Genomic DNA, 21,566 nt, shown 5'->3' with positions numbered 1-21,566 from the left:
AAATGGTAATTAAGATGATGAGGACATTAGCTCATTCTTTAATTTTTTTAGGGCTAATTGATACTCTATTACTTTATTATTTTTTGGCTCTATTGATAAGATGTATTGGCCTTTTCCATAGACTTCATCTATATAGGTTGGGTTTAATGGTTGTAATGTCCCATTTAATGATGAAAAGTTATTTTTAATTAGGAAGTATGCAGACTTTCTATATTCTCGACGCAGTTTTTTTGGCGCTCTAACACCGAAATCATTCACTTGAACTCCAGTGATTAACTTTCTTGCGCTCCCTTTAACAAGACAAGTTTTTTCTGGATTAACTAAAAATCCATTAGACTCGATTATATTTTTTGCATTGAGAATAAAATCTAGTGAAATTTCCTGTCCAGAAATGCAAATGTCATCAGCATATCTGGTATAAATAAGGCCATGTTCAGCGGAAAACAAAGAAAATTCGTGGTCTATTTCTTTTAAAATTATATTGCTTATGACAGGGCTTGTGGGTGCGCCTTGGGGTAAACGATCCCATATAGTACACAATTTAGCAAGCTGAGTGCTTACTTTTTCAGAATAACCACAGTTAAAAAAAATGGAATATACAGATTTGAAGTCTATGTGGTCAAAAAAATTGACTAAGTCAATTTTTAGTAATTCACCAGAACCAATATGTTGCTTTGCATTTTCAATATGTGATTTACCTTTAGCATAAGCAAAAGCATGATCGCTTATGCATATTTTATCTAAAATATGCTTTTTTATCCACTGCTGAGTGTATGCCAACTTTGGATATGGACTCTGAATGGTCCGTGTGCCACCATTTCTTTTTTTTATTTTGAAGTCACGATAAAAATAACTGTTAGCTCCAGTCATCCGACTAAGAAGAGAGTACTCCATACCTAAAATCTTTGATAGGTGCTCTAGTTCGAAAATAACAGGAAATTGTTTTTTTTCTAGCCCGACGGCATAATCCGTCAATAAAATAGCATGTTTTTTTTCAAAGCCATTCTTAGACAAAAAAGTAAGCCAAGCTGAATATCTTTGTTCCAAACCTTTATCCTTTTCGGTCAAAAGAAGGCTGCTCAACACCACGAAATATGCATATGCATAGAATATATGAGGTTAAAATGGACCTCAACATGATAGGCGAATCACCTATGCTAACTAATGCTGAGCAGCCTAACAAAATATTTTACTGATTAATCATCATTCGTCAAGAAGTAATGATCTATCTAATTTTTCTCGATTGGGGGCGTATAGTGAATGAGCAGTGGTCGCTCTATTTTTATACGCTTGTATGTCTAATTCATCAAGAATGCATGAGCGATGATGAATTACTTTGTATAAACTGGAGAGCTGGACTAAGTTGATAGGACGTATAATTGAAAAATTCTTCCCATCAAAATTAACAACTCCCAACTCATGAAGGTATGAAACAGCCTCAAGAGTTTCATTGTACGTCAGTCTATAAGTGGTGTGTAACTTATAAAGACTACAATCATTATGTTGTCTTGCAAGACAAAGAGCTAAATATATATTGGTTGCATTCATTCATCGAAGCCTCTTAAGTAACGTCACTCTATGAGTTCCATCTAAGTTTTTAGGCCACCAAAAAATTGGGAAAACATTGTTTGAGCAATTGGAGCGTATAAGTGCGTATAAGGCTTCAGATTTTTTATAGCCAAAGCTGAAAGTTCTAAGCTTAAGATTGTTCCAATTTTCACCTAGTATTTCTTCCATTTTGAGAACAATGCTCTTTATTTCTTCTCGGTTTTCTGTGTTGTAATCAGAAATTCCTTTTATTAATCTTATTGGGCAAGTCACTTCTACATTTAAGGTGTTGGTAATGTGATTAATACCAAATTCCATGCCTGCGAATGCTGCAACCAATATATTGTAATTAGCATTTCTTTTACTATTCAAGTCAGACTTTAATTTTTGTATGTTATCGACTAGAGTTTTTCCACTTCCGATAAAATCATCAAAAACAACAATGTTTTTAATGTTGTCGTTTAAGCACATTTCCGTAGCGTGTTTCAAGACAGGAGAAATATTTCTCTCGCTCCAATTTAAATTAATTTCAGATAGTAATGGTTTAAGTAAGTAGAGTCCAGCCATTGCCCCATCAGCTTCTGTTCCCTTTGCAGTTCCAATTATCATAGTGTCTTCAGGTAAGAAATTACGTTCGATTATTAATTCTGCAAGCTTTTCGATAGCGTCATCTCTTTCGCTGTAATCGTTATGAGTAAAACGTTCAAACAATAACTCTAAGGCTGCCTTCTCATCTTCGCCAGAGTATTCAGAAGCAAGGCCATGTAGCCCTGGCGTATAATATTTTTGTTTTAACCAGTCAAAGCGTTCTGTCATTTGTCCAACCCAGTAAAACTCATTCTCATTTAGGTTTTTTGGTGTTAGGAGTGTCATGTTGTGTTAAAAATAAAGCCATTTGAATAGATACTTATTCTATTGAAACCCATCAATAAAGGAAAGTATGTGAGTTCAATAATCATTTGAACATGACTTTACATTGTCTACATTTTTTGCTAGCGTAGAATCTGATAATGGAGGACTGCACCTGAACAGGGGCGGTCCTTTTTGCATTCTACGTCTAGACCTCTGTTTTGCAGGGGTTTTTTCGTTTCTGGGGGGGGCGGATGAGCAAAGAGGAAAGCATGGCCACTGCAGCCGCTCTTGGTGGCACCGCAGTGAAGTCTGGGCCTCCGGTTTTAGTATCCAGCATGACGCTCGCCGGTTACTCGCTCAATGATTGGGTGTTGGCCGCTACGCTCCTGTGGATTGCGATCCAGATGGGCTGGTTCTTATGGCAAAACATCATTCGGCCCCGTTCTGGATCGGGTGGTAAGTGATGAGCAAGGTTCGCATTGCCATTGCAGCGCTTACGCTCAGTGCGGCCGGATTTGTAGGGCTCTTGAATCGGGAAGGCTATGAGCCCGTGGCTTACCCCGACCCGGTTCACGGGGTTGCGCTGCCGACGCTGGGGTTTGGTAGCACCGAGGGGGTGAAGATGGGCGATACCATCACCCCGCTGCAAGCTATCAACCGGAGCCTGCGGGAGGTGCGGTCGTTCGAGCTCGCCTTGAAGGATTGCATCTCGGTACCGCTCTATCAGTTCGAGTACGATGCCTATGTCGAGCTTGCCCATAACATCGGCCCCAGGGCCTTCTGCCGCTCCACCATCGTGAGGCGCCTGAACGTTGGCGATTATCCCGGAGCCTGTGAGGCCATTCTGCTGTTTAAGCGTGCCGGCAAGCAGGACTGCTCGGTGCCGGGGAACCGAGTGTGCCCCGGGCTTTGGAAAGATCGGATGCGCCTCAATGCCAAATGTAAGGGGATGTGATGGCACTGTTCCCGCAGAGTAACTCGATCCCCTTCCTGGTTGGCGCCCTGATGATTGCTGCATTGGCCGGTGGTGGCGTGGTCCTTTACCAGTCTGGTCATTCAGCCGGTGAAGAGGGTGAGCGCAAGACCTGGCAGGCAAAATGGGATAGGCAATCTGCTGAACTGGCAGAGGCCAGGGCCCAGAACGTTCAACTGGCGCGTGAGGAAGAGCAGCGTCGCCAGCGTGCTGTTGATAAGGTGAAGCAAGATGCGGAACAACAAATCGCCCGGGTTGAGACTGATGCCGCTGCTGCCAGTGCTGTTGCTGCTGGGGTGCTCGAGCAAGCCCGCCGCTTGGCAACCAGAGCCAGTCAGTGCGCCAGTCATTCCAGCGTTACCCAGTCAGGCGATGCAGCCAGACAGCCCGCAGTGGTGCTCGCCGACTTGCTCGGCCGGGCTGATGCGCGAGCGGGAGAGCTGGCAAGAGCGTATGACCGAGCTAGAACAGCGGGTCTTGCCTGCGAAAGAGCCTACCACTCCCTGATTTCTCAGCAGTAACCAAATAGCCGCACCGGGTCACTCTCCCATCTGGCGGGTCGTCCCGCGTTAATCTGTGCCGGTGCGGCACCTTTCAGGATCAGCTATGCCTCCACGTGTGCCCAAGGTCTGTCGTGAGCGGACCTGCCATCAATTGACGACCGAGCGTCATGGCTACTGTTCTGTCCATGTTCATCTACTCGATGGATGGAAGAAGGTAGCCAGGGTCAGTGCTGATGATCGCGGCTATGACTGGGCATGGCGCAAACTGCGCAAGCGGATTTTGGTGAGGGATAACTACCTCTGCCAGGTGTGCCTTGCCCTTGGCATTGTGACACCAGCAACCCAAGTGGATCATATCGTCAATAAGGCTGCTGGCGGTACCGATGCTGAGTCCAATCTGCAGGGCATATGCAACCATTGCCACGATGCCAAGACTCGGGCAGAGGCACTGGCAGCCCGCCAGTCTGGGCGCCAGAGGGGGTAGGGGGGATCAAATCCTTCCAGCTTTTTGCTTCCCCCACTGCTCCGCCCCGCGAAATTTTTATCCCCGCGAAATTAAAAATTTAAATGGAGGGCGCGATGGCCGGTGCAGCTGCCGTACCCGGGCGCGGCAGAAAGCCCAAGCCAACCGCACTGAAGCGCCTGGGTGGCAATGCCGGAAAGCGGGCACTTAATAAAGACGAACCCACCTTCACCCCCTTGATCGGGGTCGCCTGCCCTGAGTGGTTGGCAGAGGATCCATGGGCCCCCACGCTGTGGGATATGGTCATCAAAGAACTGTGCGCGGCGGAGGTGTTGTGCATCACCGACCTGCACAACCTGGAGGCGTTCTGCGCCGCTTACTCCCGCTGGCGCAGAGCCGAGATCGAGATCACCAAGCACGGCCTGGTGGTTGAAGGGGCCACTGGTGGTCCAGTCAAGAATCCGGCCTGTACCGTCGCCAACGAATCACTCAAGCAAATGACCACATACGGGGCCCTGCTCGGGCTGGACCCTTCCAGCCGCTCGCGCCTGATCGGCGGCAACAAGAAGAAGGGAGGAGGCAACCCGTTCGCTGCTTTGTAGGGATGGACTATGGCCGCACGCAAAAGCTATCCCTATGTCAACGTGGCCAATGGCTACGCCCGCGATGTGGCGCGTGGCAACATCCCAGCCTGCCGCTACGTGATCCAGGCCTGCCAGCGTCATCTCGATGATCTGGCCAAAGAGAAGTCGGCCAAGTTCCGGTTTCGTTTCGACAAGGACAAAGCCGAGCGGGCTGCCAAGTTCGTTCAGCTCATGCCCCACACAAAGGGGGAGTGGGCCTTCAAGCGCCAGACCCTGAACCTTGAGCCGTGGCAGATGTTCATCATCTGCTGTGTGTTTGGCTGGGTGCGCAAGGGCAGCGGGCTGCGTCGCTTTCGCGAGGTCTACAACGAAATCCCCCGCAAGAATGGCAAGTCGGCGCTCTCCGCTCCGGTTGGCCTCTACTGCTTCGCGGCGGATAACGAATTCGGTGCCGAGGTCTACTCCGGCGCCACCACTGAAAAACAGGCGTGGGAGGTATTCCGCCCCGCCCGCCTTATGGCCAAGCGCACCCAAGACTTCCTCGACAATTACGGGGTTGAAGTCAACGCCAGCAACCTGAACATTCCTGCTGACGGCGCTCGCTTTGAGCCGCTGATTGGCAACCCGGGTGACGGTCAGTCGCCATCCTGCGCCATCGTGGACGAATACCACGAGCATGACAGCGACGACCTCTACACCACCATGATCACCGGTATGGGCGCCCGCCGCCAACCGCTGATGTGGGTCATCACCACTGCCGGCTACAACATCGACGGCCCCTGCTACGACAAGCGGCGGGAGGTGCTCGAGATGCTGGCCGGCACGGTGCCGGACGATGAGCTGTTCGGGATCATCTACACCATTGACGAGGGTGATGACTGGGCGGATCCCAAGGTGTTGGCTAAGGCTAATCCGAACATGGGCATTTCGGTTTACTCCGAGCATCTGCTGGCGCAGCAGGCCAAGGCCATCAAGTCGGCCCGCTTTGCCAACATCTTCAAAACCAAACACCTCAACGTCTGGGTCTCGGCCAAGACGGCGTTCTACAACATGCAGCGCTGGGCGGCCTGCGAGGACAAGAGCCTCACTCTGGAGCAGTTCGACGGTGACGAGTGCATCCTCGGTTTCGACCTGGCCCGTAAGCTCGACATGAACTCCATGGCGCGGCTGTTCTGGCGCGATATCGACGGCAAACGCCACTACTACTCGGTCGCCCCCAGGTTCTGGGTGCCGGAAGATACCGTGTTCGATAACGATAACCGGCGCCTCGCAGAGCGGTATCAGAAGTGGGTCAACCTGGGCGAGCTCAGTACCACCGATGGCGCGGAGATCGACTATCGCGAGATCTTCGAAGAGGCCAAAGAGGCCAACCTGGCCAACAAGGTGCTGGAGACTCCACTCGATCCGGCAGGGGCAATTGCCCTGTCTCACTCGCTGGCAGATGAGGGGATGACCCCCATCACCATCACCCAGAACTATCAGAACATGTCCGCCGGAATGAAGGAGCTGGAGGCTGCGATCCAGGCCGGCCGCTTCCACCACGACGGCAACAGCCTGATGACCTGGTGTATCGGCAATGTGATCGGCAAGAACCTACCAGGAAACGATGACATGGTGCGCCCGATCAAGGAGAGCGCGGATCAGAAGATAGACGGCGCGGTGGCGCTGATCATGACCATCGCCCGCGCCATGGTGCCGGATCGCGGCGATGACCGCTCCATCTACGAAACCTCGGACGTTTTATGCTGACACAACTTTCCATTTTCATCGTGGGCCTGCTGGGCGCTGCGGCGCTGGCCTATGGCGCCAGCCTCTACGCCCCGCCGCTCGGCTGGATAGTGGGCGGCCTGCTCTGCCTGATCTGGTCATTTTTGATGAGTCGAGCAGTTGCCAAAGCCGAGTTCGCCAAACGCCACAAGGGGGATAGCTAATGTTCCTGCCAATGATGTTCGGCAGCGGGCGCAAGGGCGGCAACTTCAGTCAGTGGATCAGCAGCATGGCAGGTAAGACTACCAAGGCCGGGGTGCTGGTCACGCCGGAGACGGCCCTGGCGCAAGGGGTCGTGCGTGCCTGTGTCACCCTGCTGGCCGAGTCCGTGGCGCAGCTGCCCTGTGAGCTCTACCGTCGTGACGATGACAAGCGGCTTCGTGCCACTGACCACCCACTGTACGACCTGATCCATAACCAGCCGAACCAGAGAGACACTGCGTTCGAGTACAACGAACAACGCATGGGCCACCTGGGCCTGCGGGGTAACAGTTACAGCTTGATAGACCGGGATGGCCGGGGCTTCATCACCGAACTCATTCCCGTCAACCCGGACAAGGTAGCGGTGCTCAAGGGGCCGGATGGGTTGCCCTATTACCAGTTGCTGGACGGCAGCAACCAGATCTTGCCGATGCGAATGGTGCACCACGTCAAGGCGTTCAGTCTTGACGGCTACTTGGGGCTGTCACCGATCCAGACAAACCCGGACACCATCGGGCTCGCCATGGCGGTGGATGAGCATGCGGGAAGGGTGTTTGCCAACGGCACCACTCTCTCGGGCGTCATCGAAAGCCCGAAGGATGGTGCCAAGTTCGACTCACAGGCCAAGGTGGATGCGTTCCTCGGCAAGTTTGTAGAGCGCCACTCGGGACTACGCAATGCCTTCTCAGTCGCGTTACTGCAGGAGGGAATGCAGTACAAGCAGCTCGCTATGAACAACGAGCAGGCGCAGCTGCTGGAGTCCCGCAAGTATGGGGCAAACGAGATCTGCCGGCTCTACAAGGTGCCGCCGCACATGATCGGCGAACTGGAGCGGGCGACCAACAACAACATTGAGCACCAGGGGCTGCAGTTTGTCATCTACACCCTGCTGGCCTGGGTCAAGCGGATCGAAGGCGCCATGATGCGAGACCTGCTGCTGCCGGCGGAGCGCAAGAACCTCTACATCGAGTTCAACGTCTCCGGGTTGCTACGGGCAGATCAGAAGTCCCGCTACGAGGCCTATGCCCTCGGTCGCCAGTGGGGCTGGATGAGTGTCAACGATATCCGCCGGCTGGAGAACCTGCCGCCGGTAGCAGGTGGAGATATCTACCTGACCCCGCTCAACATGGTGAGCACCGGCTCTCTTCCGCCCGGCATCACCAAAGCCAGCGCCGAACAACTCAACGAGATCGAGGCCATCCTATGCCGAAGCTGATCAATTACCCCCATCTGGCCAGCATGGCGTTTGGCCAACCACTCTATGCCACCCAGGATGTTCTGGCTGGGGTGAAGAGCTTGCTGCTACCACGCATGCTGGGCAACCAGCGAGACATCATGGCTGCCGACGAGTTGCCGGACGGGTTCGAGCCTGCTCCGCTGGAGGCCAAGGGCGAGTTCAAGAACCGTATCGGCGGGCTGGCGGTGATACCTGTGCACGGCATCCTGATGGCGCGGCGTGGCCACATCGATGCCACTTGCACCGAGCTGACCAGCTACGAGTGGGTGAGGATGCAGATCGCCACCGCGCTGGCCGACGAACGGGTCAAGGAGATTGTGCTCGACATCAACTCCGGCGGCGGCATGGCGGTGGGCTGCAAGGAGCTGGCGGAATACATCTATTCCAAGCGCAGCGTCAAACCGATCACCGCACTGGTCAACTTTGCCGCCTACTCGGCCGCCTACTTCATCGCTGCCGCTTGCACCAGGGTGGTGGTGAGTGAAACCGGCGGCTGCGGCTCTGTGGGCGTCATCATGGAGCATATGGAGGTGAGCAAGTGGGAGCAGGAGGTGGGTCTCACCTTCACCACCTTCTACCGCGGCGAGCGCAAGAAGGATGGCACCCCGCACGAACCTCTCTCCGATGGAGCGATGGCCGCCATCGACCACCGGATGGATCAGGCCTACGAGCTGTTCGTGAGCTCGGTCGCTCGATATCGCGGCTTGTCAGCAGAGCAAGTGCAGGCCACTGAAGCGGCCCTCTTCAGCGGCAGTGAAGCCGTGGCCAACGGCATGGCCGACGAACTGGCCAATCCCCAGGATTATCTCAACGCCCTTGCTGCCAGCGTAGCAAACCAGGGTAAACCTCAACAGTCCGTCGGCCTGAGGGCCAGGGCCATCGAATTGCAGAACCAGCTCTAGCCCTGCGGCGGAGCCCATCCCAATAAGCCCCTTTCGGGGCTTTTTTTATACCCAAAGGAAACCACTCGATGAAAACTATCGAAACCCTCCGCCGCGAGCGTGGCGAAATCGTCGCCCAGATCAAAGCCCTTGCCGACCTGGAAGCGAGCGGCACTGCCTTGAGTGACGAGCAACTGGCCCAGTTTGCCAATCTGGAGGCGCAAGCGAACCAGATCAGTGCCGCCATTGCTCGCCAAGAGAGCACCGAGCGACTGATGGCTCAGCAGGCTGTGCCGGTGAATGCCAACGGCTCTCAGGCCCCACCGGCAGTACATGTGAAACAAGAACTCAAGCAGTACCCCGGTGCCGGCATGGCTCGCCTCGCCATGGCGGTTGCCGCTGGCAAGGGGGATATGCAGTTGGCCGAGCAGTTTGCCGCCAAAGAGATCGGCGATGCCGAGATCGCCATGGTGATCAGCACGGCTGCCGGCTCCGGTGGTGCGCTCATCCCCGAGAACCTGCACTCCGAGGTGATCGAGTTGCTGCGCCCGCGCACTATCGTGCGCAAGCTCGGTGCACGCCCGCTCCCACTGCCCAACGGCAACCTGAGCATGCCGCGCCTGTCCGGTGGCGCTACCTCAGGTTACGTGGGGGAAGGGATTGACGCCAAGGCCACCGGCGGCAGTACCGATGACGTGAAACTCTCGGCCAAGACAATGATCACTCTGGTTCCGCTGAGCAACCAGCTGATCGGGTTCGCTGGTTACAACGTCGAACAACTGGTGCTGGGTGACATGATTGCAGCAATGTCTGTGCGGGAAGATAAAGCCTTTCTGCGTGATGACGGTTCCAATAACACCCCGACCGGTTTCAAGAAGGTGGCCACCGATGCGGGCCGCACTGTCGCCTGGACCGGCACGGCGGATCTGGCAACCATCGATGCCTATCTCGATTCGTTGATGCTGATGCTGATGAATTCCGACTCCATGATGATCAATCCGGGCTGGGGCATGAGTCCGCGCTCCTGGATGAAGCTGTTCGGTCTGCGCGATGGCAACGGCAACAAGGTTTATCCGGAGATGGCCCAAGGCCTGCTCAAGGGCTACCCGATTGCCCATACCAATACCATCCCGGTGAACCTCGGTGCTGGCACCAACCAGACCGAGATCTACTTCGCCGACTGGAACGACGTGGTGATCGGCGAGCAGGACAACATGACCATCGACTTCAGCCGTGAGGCCACCTATGTGGATGCTGCCGGCGAGCTGGTCAGTGCCTTTGCCCGCAACCAGTCCCTGATCCGGCTGGTCTGCAACCATGATGTGGGCTTCCGTCACACTGAAGGGATGGTGCTGGGGACCGCTGTGACCTGGTAAACCCTACCACGGGGCTGCTTCGTGGCCCCTTCCATTTCACTATCAAGACCGTTCAGGAGAGCCATCATGGCCAAACCAGACAAGGCGGGGAGCGAACCCGCCGTGATGCTTATCAAGGTCATCCGCCCCTTCAAGAACTACAGCCCCGGCGACATCACCGGATTTGACGCAGCCAAGGTGCAGGCCCTGATCGACGGTGGCGTAGCTGAGGCCTACACCGCAGCCGAGGGTGAGGAGTAAGTATGTTGCTGATCACCGTGGCAGAGGCCAAGGCACAGTGCCGTATTGAACCGGAGATGACCGACGAAGATGCGCTGCTGACCGGTTTGATTGAAGCGGCGATCAGCCACATCCAGTCCGACATCAACAAGCCGCTGGTGGCGACAGGGGAGGAGGGGCAGCCTCTCACCCCTGCGCTCAAGCTGGCGGCCTTGCTGCTGATCGGCCATTGGTACACCAACCGGGAGGCGGTGGTGACGGGCACCATCGCCACGACTCTGCCGCTGGCGTATGACTCACTGATCCACCCCTATCGTGACATCGTGGTGGGCTAGGGGGACGCATGCTTAAAAGTGGCGAACTCGACACTCGGTTGATGCGCTTTGGTGCCGCCAGCGGATCGCCCCCCGTATGGCCACCGCTTGGCAAACTGTGGGCAAAAATCATTGACCCCAAAGCCGCAGGCCGCGAGGCCCAGGCCAGCATCTACGCCACCGGCTCGACCCTGATCACGGTGCGGGCACGGGGCGATATCCTGCCCGGGCAGTTGCTGAAGGGTCATGCCTGCTGGTACTTGATCGAAGACACCGCCAGCTCGCCTGGTGCCTTGCAGATCTCGGCCCGCAAATTCTCCGGTGAGCCAGCGACCTACACCCCGAAGCAGGGCGAACCTTATCCGGTCACCGCCTTCTTGGCGGCTGAGAACGTGATGGTCGGAGCCCGTAGCGAACCGCGGCACCAGATAGACCTGATCCTGCCTGAGCTCGAACACCCCTTTGCACGACAGGGTGACCAGATCACCTTGCGTGGGCGGCAATATCGTATCGATGGGTTGATTGAGGGCAGTGACAACGGCACCACGCTCCGAGTGATGGTGGCCTGATGCCGGGGGGGATTAGCCGCAAGCGCAGGGCCAGGGCGATCAACGTCACCGGCCTGAGCGAGAGCGTCGATGCATTCAAGGCGCTCCCAGCCACGATCCGCAAGCAGCTGGTGGCCGTGGTCAATGAAGTGGCTGCCAACACCCGGGGTGACATCGTGAACCGGATCGCAGCGGATGGTTTCAATACAGCCTCGGTTAGGGCGCGGATCCAGCTCGACAAGGCGAACGCCAGCAACGACGTTGCCACTATCAGCCTGGACCTGAAGAAAATCCCGTTCAGCCGAGTCAAATTTGCCAGTCAGCGTACCGATGGCACCGGCACCCGGGCCAGCGTCTGGGTGCTGCGGGGCGGCAAGCGCGTGCAGGTCTACGGCTTTATCAACCCCTACGGCAAGAAGCGCCGCCCGATGATCCGGTATGCGAAAGCCGGTAAGCCACGGCTGGTGATGGCGGGTGGTGTGGGCCTGCGGGGCTGGTGGAACGACATCATCACCGAGCAGTTCCTTGACGAGCTGCAAGCCAACCTTGCGAGCACCTTCACCAGGAGAGTGACATGACCGAAGCGACCGTCATCATCAATGCGCTGCTGGCCAAGTTGCGCAGCGTGCCAGCACTGTCTCCAGAAGACCGGGTATGCGATAGCGACCCACAGATCGACCAGCATACCCCATTGCCGCTGGCACATTTTCGGGAGCTGTCTGAGGGTAAACCGGAGCGGCGGGGACGGGAGTGGAAGCGCACTCGCAGCATTCAGGTGGACCTCTACCAACCGGTGAATGACGGGCGTCCAGGGCGTGACCAGTTGCTCTCTGACGTCTTGGCCGCCTTGGTGCCGTCTACGGCGGGGATCCCTCTGCCGGGCACGACGCTGCTTTCCATCTCGGTAGGCACCATCAATCTGGAACCCGAAGAAATTGGCAGCGACACACTGCTGACCTCCATCCAATTCAGCCTCACCTATACCGCCAGCCTCTAGGTTGGCACTACCATCCGGATACCATAGGAGCATCCAAGTATGTCATTTACCGACAAAGGCCTGCTGCTGGCTGGTGATGTCTACATCGCCGAAATCAACAACGGCGTGAAAGGGCCCCTGATTGGCCCCATCAACGTCAACGAGATCACCGTTACCCCGCCGACCACCGAGGAGAAGTCGCGCATATCCAAGAAGCGCAGCACCTTCGGACAGGCGCTGGACTCGGTCCAGCTGCCGAAAGACCCGGCCAAGCTTTCCCTAAAATGGGACTCCATGACCAAGCAGTTGCTGGCCGATGCCATCGCCGGCAAGCAGGTGGCCTTCACCCAGGCCGAGGCTCCGGTGGTGGATGAGCTGATCACGCTAAGCAAGTTGGGGTGGGTCGAGCTCGCCACTGCCTTTATCAAGCCGGGTACCATCACCGTCAAGCTCAGTGCTGGAGGTACTGCGCTGGTACTCGACACCGATTACCAGGTAAACGGCAACATGGTCATGGCCATCAGCGATCAGGCTGCTGCGGCCTGCAAGGTCAGCTACACCAAGGCGGCCGTGACTGGCACCACCTACACCGGCACCACCGAGACCCTCAAGCCGCGCTACTTCCTGATCGACGGCGAGAACCTGGCGAACCCCGGCCAGCGGGTACGCGTCACCATTGACCAGGCCATGCTAGCCGCCCAGGGAGCACTGGCGCTGATGAGTGGCGAGTTTATGGAAGGGGAGCTGGAAGGCTCACTGGTGACCCAGCCCGGCAAGTCCGAGCCGTATCGGATGGAAATCCTCAACTGATCGAATGGCATCGATGGATGCCATTCTGTTGTTCAACGCGTGATGTGGTTACTTCGCCTTTTCACACTTTGATTGTTGGGCTTTTTGCAGGATTTTTGAGGTATGCCATTGCCCCATTTTTGCGAGAGACTTGACCTTCTTCTTGTATTTAGTGGCGGTCAGAGGATCTTTGTCCTTGTGCCTAGCCTGGTTGCAATATTTGCAAGCGGCCACAATGTTACTCGCTGAATTAGGTCCGCCATTGCATTTGGCTAGCAGGTGCTCCCCAGTGCATTGGAAGTGGTCCACCTGCTGTTTGCTAATCTGATATTGGTCAGAAAACTGTGCAGGGTTCGCCTCCCACATAGGCATGCCGCAGTAGTAGCAACGATATGCTTGGTTGACCGCTGCGCGGTGGCGTTGTTTATGAATTGAACTTGCCATATAGGGCTCCAAAAGTTTTTTGAAGTCCGGGCGACGTTACAGAGATAATTGTGCCGGGCTTCAATGTTGAAGTTGAAGTCCCGTCACACCTTATCGGGTAGATCGGGCACTGGCAGGAGTATTCCTGACAGCACTACACCAGCGGCGCAACCGACTGGCACCCCACTCGTTTGAATGTGGTAGTTCAAATATCGTACAAAGATTTTTGTGATGCAATGGAATACATAGTGCTGTCATCACAAAAGTAACTATTAACCCGCTTCGGCGGGTTTTTTTATTATTAGGGGAACCTGATGGCCAGCAACGATACCGATATCCAGCTGCGGATCCGCGCCGCCGTTGAGGGGCTGGCCGAGATTAGCAAGCTCATTGCCGAGGTGGATACCCTCGGTGGTGAGACCGAATCGAGCAGCGAACAGGTCGGCACCTTGGGCGATGAGCTGCAGCGCCTCGGTGAGCAGAACGCAACCCTGACCCAGTTCGCCAACCTCAAGCGCAGCACCGCCGACCTGGGGGAGGGGCTGGAGGCTGCCCGCACCCGGGCCACCGGCATGGGCAAGGCTCTGGCAGATGCCAAGAAGGAGCTGACGGCATCCAATGCCGCCTACAGTGCCAATCGGCAGGAGACTGAGCGGCTGGCGAGCGCTCATGCTGAAGCCAAGGCCAAGGTGGACCTGCTGCGCCAGGCCAACAGCGAGGCGAACAGCGTCACCAAGGAGCAGCGCCAGGCACTCAAGGATGCGCGTGATCAGGTTCGTCTGCTGGGGGACCAGTACAAAGAGAGCGCGAGCCAGACCAATGTCCTCAAGAACGGGCTGGACGCCAGCGAGAAGGCTCTGCGCCAACAGGCTCGAGAGTTCAACTCTGCTCGCCGGGAAGTGCAGTCTCTTGATAGCCAGTATCAGCGGCAGAACACTACGCTCAACGGGCTGCGCCGCGCCCTGACCGAGGCTGGGGTCGACACCCGCAAGCTGGCCAGCGAGCAGAAGCGGATTGAAACCGCCAGCCAACAGGCTGGGACCCAGGTGGTATACCTGAAGAGCCAGCTTGCAGGACAAGCAGGGCAATTGCGCTCCAATGCCGCCGGGATGGAGGCATACAGCAAGAGGGCCAAGCAGGCAGAGCAGAACACCGAGCAACTGCATGAGGCGGTTCAGAGCGGTGAGCAAGGGTGGGCTGCTCTGGCGGGCAAGATCTCCGGTGTTGCTGCAGCCTATCTCAGCTTTGACCAACTGGTTGCCCGTACCACCGGGATGGTCAAAACGGCTGACGAGATCGAGCGCTTGGGCGTCTCGCTCAAGAGTGTGGAAGGCAGTGCGGCCGGCGGCGAGAAGGCGCTGGCTTGGCTGCGGGAATTCAACGAGAAAACCCCGTTCCAGCTCAATGAGATCACCACCGCCTTTATCAAGGCAAAGAACTTCGGGTTGGATCCCTATAACGGAGTACTGCAGGCAACGGCCAATTACACCGCCAAGACGGCCGGCACCTATCAGGATCTGGAAGGGATCATCACCGCCCTCGGGCAAGCCTATGTCAAAGGTAAGCTGCAAGCCGAGGAGATGAATCAGCTCAATGAGCGCTCGGTGGCAGCAGCCAAACTGCTTGCGAAGGCCATGGGCAAGACCACTGACGAGATCATCGCCATGGCCACGGCAGGCAAGCTGGGTCGAAACGAGATCGAGCTGCTGATCAAGGCGATGGGTGAGGATGCTGCCGGTGCGTCGGAGGAGATGGCGCAGACCTTCAGTGGGATATGGTCGAACTTTCTCGAGCAGCTCAACCAGGTCGAGCTGGCCGTGGCCGATGCAGGCATCTTTGCCTTCATCAAATCCGAGTTGGCCGAGGTCACCGCCCAGATCAAAGCGGCAGCGGCAGATGGCAGTCTGGCTGACTGGGCGCAAGGCGTGTCGGATGGCATGAAGTCAGGCGCCATTGCCATTCGTGGGATCACCGAAACCCTTGTCGAGATGAGAGACGGGATCGGATTGGTGGTGAAGGTCTGGGGCACCATGAAGGTGATCCAATGGAGCACCCAGTTGCTCGGTTTTGGTCAGGCGATGAGAACCGGAGTTGTTAAGCCGACAGCGGAAGCCGGCAAAGAACTCGACTCAACGAGTCAGAAGGCCGTAAAGCTCAAGGGCGTGCTGGCTGCATTGACCTTGGGCAATGGTGCCTTGTTGGCGGGCTTATCGGTGCTGGTCTATGAGGGAGGCAAGGGGTTAGCCAAGTTGGCCGAAGATACCGGGAGCTGGGCTGCCAAAATGGGTGAAGCCGGCCAGATTGAGTTGCGGGTTGCCGAGCAGTCTCGCGCCTTCTTTGCCCAGTTGCAGCGCCAGGGTATGACCACCATGGCGCAGTTTGACGAGTTCAAAAATGTGCAGATCCTCACTGCGCAGGAAGTGGCCAACCTCTCAGCCACTGAACGAGCGGCCTATGAACAGCGCCTACAGGGTCACCGTGAATACCTGACCGGTCAGCTGCAGGTGCAAAAGGCGCTCGAAGCCTCGGGCCTCAAGGCTGAGGCCATGCAGTATCAGGCCGATACTGCTCTGGCCAGTATGCGACAGGGATTTCTCGACCTGGCGGCAGGAGCTGAGATTGCCGGCCAGGCCATTGACGCCAAGACTCGTCCGGCTGTGGTCAAGCTGGTGGCCGATTTCGACATGCTCAAGGCAAAAGGTAAGGAGACCACTACCGGGATCAACGAGATGTTCAAGGGTCTGCAAATGGGAGATCCGACTTCCTTGCAAAACATCACCTTGGCACTCGACACCTTGCGTGAACAGGGCAAGGTCACCCAGGTCGAGATTGACGCAGGACTTCGCAAGAGCCTGCAGGACATGAGCCTGCAGGATCTCGAAGTGTTGAAAGTCCAGTCAATGGCGGCTTTTGACACCATGAAAAATGGTGCCATCAGCACGGCTCAGATCACCGAGTCGGTACTGTCAGAAAAGCTGCGGCGCCTGGGGGTTGATTATCAAGCGCTTCATACCGGCATTGATGCGGTGGGTCGCCAGACGATCGATACCTTCCGCGCAGTGGCCACCGATGTAAATGCCACTTCCCTCGATATTGCTGCCGCCATGAAGGCGGCCGTCAATAAGGCTGATACCGCGCAAGAACTGGAGGAGTTGCGTCAGGTCTGGTTGTCATTGGGACAGGCAGGAAAGATCTCGGCACAGGAACAGGGTCGCGGACTTGGGTATCTGAATGACCAGATCCGGCAGACCAAGGCGCAAGCAGCGGAGATTGGTGATGGTTTCAACACTGCTGCAGACAAGTCGAAGAGTGCAACCGACACCATGAGGGAGAACCTCAAAGGTGTGCAGGAGGAGGCTAAGAAAACCAAGTCAGATGTGGAAGATGCCATCAGCAGCCGTGGTTCCCTTAATACAGGCACAGGCTCCACTGATACTCGTTCGGTAGCAGCAGGCTCGTTCTACTACAAAACTGTCGACATCAACCAGTTACGCGGCAACGCCGATGCCCTGGCCAACACGCTCGCAGGCGTGGAAGAGGAGCTGGCCCGCTACAGCCAGAAGGTCAAAGACATTCCGGCATACAGCGAATGGTCGAAATACTACGGAGAGAAGTTCCAGAAGGAGATGGAAGTAATGCGGGCTCAGCTACAGAAGGAGCTCGACAAGGCACAGCAGCAAGAAGTGGAGAAAGTTGCCAATAAGCTACCTGTAGAAACTGCCCAACCCAAGTCGCCTCAGAATGAACAACGTCAAGCTGCGAGCAGCAAGACGGTCACCATTCATCTTAAAACCCCCACCGGCAATGCAGAAGTCCAGTCCGATGAAGAGAATCTGGATGCCTTGCTACGCCTGTTGAAACAGCAAGGACTGAGAAGCTGATGATCAGACTAGCCGGCATTGAGTTACCCGATGATCTGGATTGGAGTGATGAGTTCGAATGGGAGCCTATCGGGCAGGTAATCACTCCGACCTTATCAGGCGCAATCATCGTGGAAGAGGCCGCTCAGTCAGAGGGGCGGCCCATCACGTTGCGATCCGATGGTGATTCATGGGTGCAGCGATCGATTGTTGTCGCGCTTTACGCCTTGGCTTCGGTGCGATCAACTCCAATGGTGCTCGAGCTCAATGGACGTCATTTCACCGTACTGTGGCGTCGTGAGAGTGGCGGGGGCTTTGAGGCAAAGCAGCTCTATCGAATTGCCGATCCGGATGACCAGACACCCTATGAAATAACTCTCCGCCTTATTGAGGTAGCCCCATGACCATTCTTTCCGGCGATATCAAGCTGATGGCCAGCCAGCGCATGACGGATACCACCGATGGCGGTGGCCGCCTCACCGGCAGGGAGATCGTCAGCGGCGAGCACAACAGCATATTCCCCGACATCAGCGATCTGGACCGCGCCTATGGCGTGGTCAACCTGCGCAAGGTGTTTCTGGCCGTGCAGACCGACGACACCGACACCTATTTCGGGGCCAATGCCACCGTGCTGCTGCCGCCGACCGACCCCAATGTGGGACTGGCGCTGATGACCACCAAAGACCACCACGACACCCGCGACAAAGCCCGCGACGTGGTGGAGCGCTATCTGGCCCGTGGGCCCAAGTGGCGGGGGTTTCTCTACGACACCCAGCTGGAAGGTCAGCGGGCGATCCGCTTCTTCCAGCGGGTCGAGGTGCGCCTGCCAGAGATTGGCGAGACCCTGGTGCTGGTCGGCAACGAGGGCAAGGCCGGCGAGTTCGAGCAGTATGTGCGCGTCCTTGAAGTGAATCAGCAGCTGGCCAAGTTCCAGGTGCCTGGTGTGCCCGAGTTCACCCGCAACGTCATCACCTGCACCCTGGCTGATCCCTTGCGCTACACCTTCGAGGGGGAACAGCCGACCCCCTATGACGTGGTGACCAACGTCAAGACCAGCCTGCGCGAAACCGTGGTGGCCGATGCGGCCAACTACTATGCCAGCACCAAGATGGCGGAAGATGCGGCGTTCGGCGCCCTGCAGGTGAAGGCCAAGACCATTTTCACCCAGCTGGTGCCGGCGGCCCGCAGCGAAACCCCGGCCGTGGATCTCACCGCCGCCGGTGAGCTGGCCAGTCTGGTGGATTCTGGCCAGGGGCTGGTGAGCTTCAACACGGCCGCCAATATCGCCCCGAGCCGGGGCTTGTTCCTTGGCAGCGGCGCCAAGCCCGGCACAGTGACCATCACTATCGGCGCGGCGGTGATCACCGACCGGGGCGGCGAACTGGTGGTGGCCGGCACGATAATCGGTGCCATCGACTATGGCCGTGGTCAATGTGAGTTCAATGCCCAGTGCCCGAACTACGGCGCGGCCAGCAAAACGGTGAGCTTCTGGCCAGCCGCCCGTCCATCACGGATTGCCGACACGGCGCGGATCGAGGTCAAGGCCAACAACCGGGGTTATGCCTACACCATCACCCTGATGCCGACCCCGGCACCTGGCACCACCACTGTGTCATTCATGGCGCAGGGGAAATGGTACGACTTGAAGGACAACGGGCGAGGGGAACTGCGCGGGGCGGATCTCTCCTATGGCTCTGGCACCATCAATCTGGCCACCGGCTCGGTCATGCTGACCCTGGGGGCGCTGCCGGATGTGGACACCTCCATCATGTTCAGCTGGGCCACCCCGGTGAACTACACCAACCGCAGCGGCCAGGCGATCAGCATCAGCAAGAGCGCATGGCAACTGCCCCACACCGGGATCACCCCCAAGAGTCTGATCCTGACCTGGGGCGCGGGCCTGACCGCCAACGATTCGGTGGGGGATGGCAAGATCCGGGGCGACATCACCGGCACCATCAACTATGCCGAGGGCATCATCGATCTGGAGCACATCACCCTGCCAGCGCTTGGTCAGGAGTATGCGGCCCAATATCAGTACGGTGAGCCGGTGACCGAGCGCCATATCGAACCTGGGCGGCTGAGCACACCGGGGCAGGTGGGGCACCTCTCCATCACCCTGGACGGGTCGGGCGGTGGGGCGACCAACCTCACCCCGGGCTCGGTGTTCGTCAAGTTCAATGCCCTGTACCACAAGTTTGACGTGGACGATCAGGAGCTGGTGATTGAGACCCGCGACCCCATCATCACCTTGCGCGATGACGGTCAGGGCAAGCTGCGCGATGCCAGCGGGGTGGAGCTGGGGGCCATCGACTACACGGCCGGCACCCTGCATTTCATGCCGGACGGCAGTGCCCCCTTGCCCAAGCCGACCTATGCCTGGGTGACGGTGGGCACCCGCTGGGATGGCAACAACCTGATCGCGGTGCAGCGCTGGACCATGACCGGGATCCAGTACCACACCACGGCGTACACCTTTCCTGATGGTGAGCAGGGCTGGGTGGATGTGACCTACCGCAACAACAACAGTGCGCAGGCCCAGAATGCCACCCTGACCGCGCAGGCGCTGCGTATCGACGTGACCCCCGGCTTTGCCGAGGCGATCCTGGAGGGCTCGATGCGCTTTACCCTGGGCGGGTCTACCTACGTTGACCGGCAGGGGCTGCTCTATCGCAACCCTGACCCTGAAACCGGCTCTGGCATTCAGGCAGGCACCATCGACTATTCCAACGGGTTGGCGGTGCTGGCTGACTGGGCAGCAGGGCAGGCGGCCCAGCCTGCGCTGCAATCCTTGGCCACCTCGTTCAGCGCCCAGTCGGTGGATGCGGTGACCTTCCGCACCCCGGGCGCCCCATTGGCCCCAGGTAGCCTCTACATCGCCGCCAACACTGCGAGCGGGCGCCGTATCGAGGCCACGGCAGACGGGGACGGCTATTTCACCACCACCGATATGGATGGCCGGGTGAGCTACCAGACCGGCATCGTGCAGGTGCGCTTTGGCCGCAAGGTCACGGCCGCCGGCAACGAAAGCCAGCCCTGGTATGACGCCGAGGCCGTGGGGGAAGATGGCAAGATCTGGAAGCCCATCAGTGTGGTGGCTGACACCATCCGGTTCAACTGCGTGGTGTTCAGCTATCTGCCGCTCGATGCCGACATCATAGGGCTGGATCCGGTGCGGCTGCCGTCTGACGGCCGGGTGCCGTTTATCCGCAAGGGTAATATCGCCGTGGTGCATTCCACCCGCCGCAGTGCCTTCCCGATGGGGGTCACTGCGGGGCAGCAGCTCAATACCAACCGTGAGCGGCTGGCTTATGCCCATGTGGAGGACAAGGACGGCAAGCAACTGGCGCAGGCGCTCTACAGCGTCAACCTGGACAGCGGGATCGTCGCGCTTAGCAGTCCATTAGACCTGACCGGTTATCTGGAGCCGTTGGCGGTGGTGCATCGCATCGAGGACATGAGCCTGGTCACCGATGTGGAGATCTCCGGCCGCCTCACCCTGGCGCGGCCCTTGTCCCATGCCTATGACGCCAGTGACACCCATGTGTCGAGCGCGCTCATCATGGGGGATCTGTGGTCCCGTTACACCAGCTTGTTCGACCAGAAGGTATGGACGAACAAGTGGCAGGACTACGTGGACGGCGACCAGTCAACGGCCCAGTACAACGACACCGACTTTCCTCTGGTGGTGACCAACCGGGCCACCATAGAGGAGCGCTGGGCGATCATCTTCCAGTCCAGCACCTCCTTTGTGCTGGTCGGGGAGAACGTGGGCCAGATAGCGCTGGGTGACGTGAACACCGACTTTGCCCCGGTCAACCCCAACAATGGTCAGCCCTATTTTCGGCTGGACAAGCGGGGGTGGGGCACAGGTTGGGCTACCGGCAACGTGCTGCGGTTCAACACCAAATCGGCCAACTTCCCGGTCTGGGTTATCCGCACCATTTTGCAGTCGGTGGCGGCCAGTGAAAGCGACAAGTTCGAGCTGCAACTGCGCGGCAACGTTAACCGCTAATAGGTGGGGCACTCTTTTGCAGAGAGCGCCCCACCCC

At 57.1% G+C, this 21,566-nt stretch carries 22 protein-coding genes; 19 read left to right on the top strand and 3 right to left on the bottom strand.

Annotated elements, in window-relative coordinates; genetic code table 11:
- Window positions 1-9: 9 nt before the first annotated feature.
- On the bottom strand, window positions 10-1,068 hold the full coding sequence (locus tag AC1P02_RS16725; protein ID WP_485182697.1) for a reverse transcriptase family protein: 1,059 nt from the start codon (window positions 1,066-1,068) through the stop codon (window positions 10-12).
- A gap of 480 nt (window positions 1,069-1,548) precedes the next feature.
- The gene (locus AC1P02_RS16720; protein ID WP_485182696.1) at window positions 1,549-2,364 is read right to left on the bottom strand and encodes a phosphoribosyltransferase; all 816 of its coding nucleotides are present in this window, start codon (window positions 2,362-2,364) and stop codon (window positions 1,549-1,551) included.
- A 287-nt stretch (window positions 2,365-2,651) separates the two neighbouring features.
- Between AC1P02_RS16720 and AC1P02_RS16715 the strand changes: the two genes are divergently transcribed.
- The 16 genes from AC1P02_RS16715 to AC1P02_RS16640 all read left to right on the top strand — a co-directional run bounded on the left by AC1P02_RS16715 (window position 2,652) and on the right by AC1P02_RS16640 (window position 13,252).
- On the top strand, window positions 2,652-2,864 hold the full coding sequence (locus tag AC1P02_RS16715) for a hypothetical protein (RefSeq protein WP_485182695.1): 213 nt from the start codon (window positions 2,652-2,654) through the stop codon (window positions 2,862-2,864).
- Entirely contained in the window at window positions 2,864-3,355 is a 492-nt protein-coding gene (locus AC1P02_RS16710) for a lysozyme (protein WP_485182694.1), read from the top strand. The genes AC1P02_RS16715 and AC1P02_RS16710 overlap by 1 nt, the downstream gene beginning before the upstream one ends.
- On the top strand, window positions 3,355-3,894 hold the full coding sequence (locus AC1P02_RS16705; protein WP_485182693.1) for a DUF2514 family protein: 540 nt from the start codon (window positions 3,355-3,357) through the stop codon (window positions 3,892-3,894). Before AC1P02_RS16710 ends, AC1P02_RS16705 begins: the two co-directional genes overlap by 1 nt.
- 85 nt (window positions 3,895-3,979) lie before the next feature.
- On the top strand, window positions 3,980-4,360 hold the full coding sequence (locus AC1P02_RS16700; RefSeq protein WP_485182692.1) for an HNH endonuclease: 381 nt from the start codon (window positions 3,980-3,982) through the stop codon (window positions 4,358-4,360).
- A 95-nt stretch (window positions 4,361-4,455) separates the two neighbouring features.
- The gene (locus AC1P02_RS16695; protein ID WP_104451780.1) at window positions 4,456-4,941 is read left to right on the top strand and encodes a phage terminase small subunit P27 family; all 486 of its coding nucleotides are present in this window, start codon (window positions 4,456-4,458) and stop codon (window positions 4,939-4,941) included.
- Between the two features lie 9 nt (window positions 4,942-4,950).
- Window positions 4,951-6,672 carry a terminase large subunit gene (locus AC1P02_RS16690; protein ID WP_346209343.1) on the top strand — a complete coding sequence of 574 codons (1,722 nt, stop codon included), beginning with the start codon at window positions 4,951-4,953 and terminating at the stop codon, window positions 6,670-6,672.
- Window positions 6,666-6,854, top strand: coding sequence for a hypothetical protein (locus AC1P02_RS16685; RefSeq protein ID WP_310011256.1), 189 nt, complete (start codon window positions 6,666-6,668; stop codon window positions 6,852-6,854). Before AC1P02_RS16690 ends, AC1P02_RS16685 begins: the two co-directional genes overlap by 7 nt.
- The gene (locus tag AC1P02_RS16680) at window positions 6,854-8,107 is read left to right on the top strand and encodes a phage portal protein (RefSeq protein WP_346209344.1); all 1,254 of its coding nucleotides are present in this window, start codon (window positions 6,854-6,856) and stop codon (window positions 8,105-8,107) included. The genes AC1P02_RS16685 and AC1P02_RS16680 overlap by 1 nt, the downstream gene beginning before the upstream one ends.
- Complete coding sequence (locus tag AC1P02_RS16675) at window positions 8,095-9,030, top strand: S49 family peptidase (protein ID WP_346209345.1); 936 nt, start codon at window positions 8,095-8,097, stop codon at window positions 9,028-9,030. Before AC1P02_RS16680 ends, AC1P02_RS16675 begins: the two co-directional genes overlap by 13 nt.
- A 68-nt stretch (window positions 9,031-9,098) precedes the next feature.
- Window positions 9,099-10,385, top strand: a complete 1,287-nt coding sequence (locus AC1P02_RS16670; RefSeq protein WP_346209346.1) for a phage major capsid protein — start codon at window positions 9,099-9,101, stop codon at window positions 10,383-10,385.
- A 66-nt stretch (window positions 10,386-10,451) separates the two neighbouring features.
- The gene (locus tag AC1P02_RS16665) at window positions 10,452-10,625 is read left to right on the top strand and encodes a hypothetical protein (protein WP_346209347.1); all 174 of its coding nucleotides are present in this window, start codon (window positions 10,452-10,454) and stop codon (window positions 10,623-10,625) included.
- 2 nt (window positions 10,626-10,627) lie between these two features.
- A complete protein-coding gene (locus tag AC1P02_RS16660; RefSeq protein ID WP_052100972.1) occupies window positions 10,628-10,939 on the top strand; it encodes a head-tail connector protein in 312 nt (103 codons plus the stop codon).
- Window positions 10,940-10,947: 8 nt separating this feature from the next.
- Entirely contained in the window at window positions 10,948-11,487 is a 540-nt protein-coding gene (locus AC1P02_RS16655; RefSeq protein WP_408133065.1) for a head-tail joining protein, read from the top strand.
- On the top strand, window positions 11,487-12,044 hold the full coding sequence (locus AC1P02_RS16650; RefSeq protein WP_346209348.1) for a hypothetical protein: 558 nt from the start codon (window positions 11,487-11,489) through the stop codon (window positions 12,042-12,044). Before AC1P02_RS16655 ends, AC1P02_RS16650 begins: the two co-directional genes overlap by 1 nt.
- A complete protein-coding gene (locus AC1P02_RS16645; RefSeq protein WP_408133063.1) occupies window positions 12,041-12,463 on the top strand; it encodes a gp17 family tail completion protein in 423 nt (140 codons plus the stop codon). The genes AC1P02_RS16650 and AC1P02_RS16645 overlap by 4 nt, the downstream gene beginning before the upstream one ends.
- A 39-nt stretch (window positions 12,464-12,502) precedes the next feature.
- On the top strand, window positions 12,503-13,252 hold the full coding sequence (locus AC1P02_RS16640; protein ID WP_346209350.1) for a phage tail tube protein: 750 nt from the start codon (window positions 12,503-12,505) through the stop codon (window positions 13,250-13,252).
- A gap of 48 nt (window positions 13,253-13,300) precedes the next feature.
- Here the strand turns inward: AC1P02_RS16640 and AC1P02_RS16635 are convergent, their stop codons facing one another.
- Entirely contained in the window at window positions 13,301-13,675 is a 375-nt protein-coding gene (locus AC1P02_RS16635) for an HNH endonuclease (RefSeq protein ID WP_346209351.1), read from the bottom strand.
- A 293-nt stretch (window positions 13,676-13,968) separates the two neighbouring features.
- Here AC1P02_RS16635 and AC1P02_RS16630 point away from each other — a divergent pair, with 293 nt between their 5' ends.
- The 3 genes from AC1P02_RS16630 to AC1P02_RS16620 are packed head-to-tail and all read left to right on the top strand — an operon-like array spanning window position 13,969 to window position 21,529.
- Entirely contained in the window at window positions 13,969-17,535 is a 3,567-nt protein-coding gene (locus tag AC1P02_RS16630) for a tape measure protein (protein ID WP_485182691.1), read from the top strand.
- A complete protein-coding gene (locus AC1P02_RS16625) occupies window positions 17,535-17,918 on the top strand; it encodes a hypothetical protein (protein ID WP_234578289.1) in 384 nt (127 codons plus the stop codon). The genes AC1P02_RS16630 and AC1P02_RS16625 overlap by 1 nt, the downstream gene beginning before the upstream one ends.
- Window positions 17,915-21,529: a curculin (mannose-binding) lectin protein gene (locus tag AC1P02_RS16620; protein WP_485182690.1), complete on the top strand. Its 3,615-nt coding sequence runs from the start codon at window positions 17,915-17,917 to the stop codon at window positions 21,527-21,529. Before AC1P02_RS16625 ends, AC1P02_RS16620 begins: the two co-directional genes overlap by 4 nt.
- Window positions 21,530-21,566 lie beyond the last annotated feature (37 nt).

Source organism: Aeromonas sp. TS_SC_11 (assembly GCF_057318915.1).
Note: the sequence above shows the minus strand (reverse complement) of the source record. Positions and strands in the feature narration are given on the sequence as shown.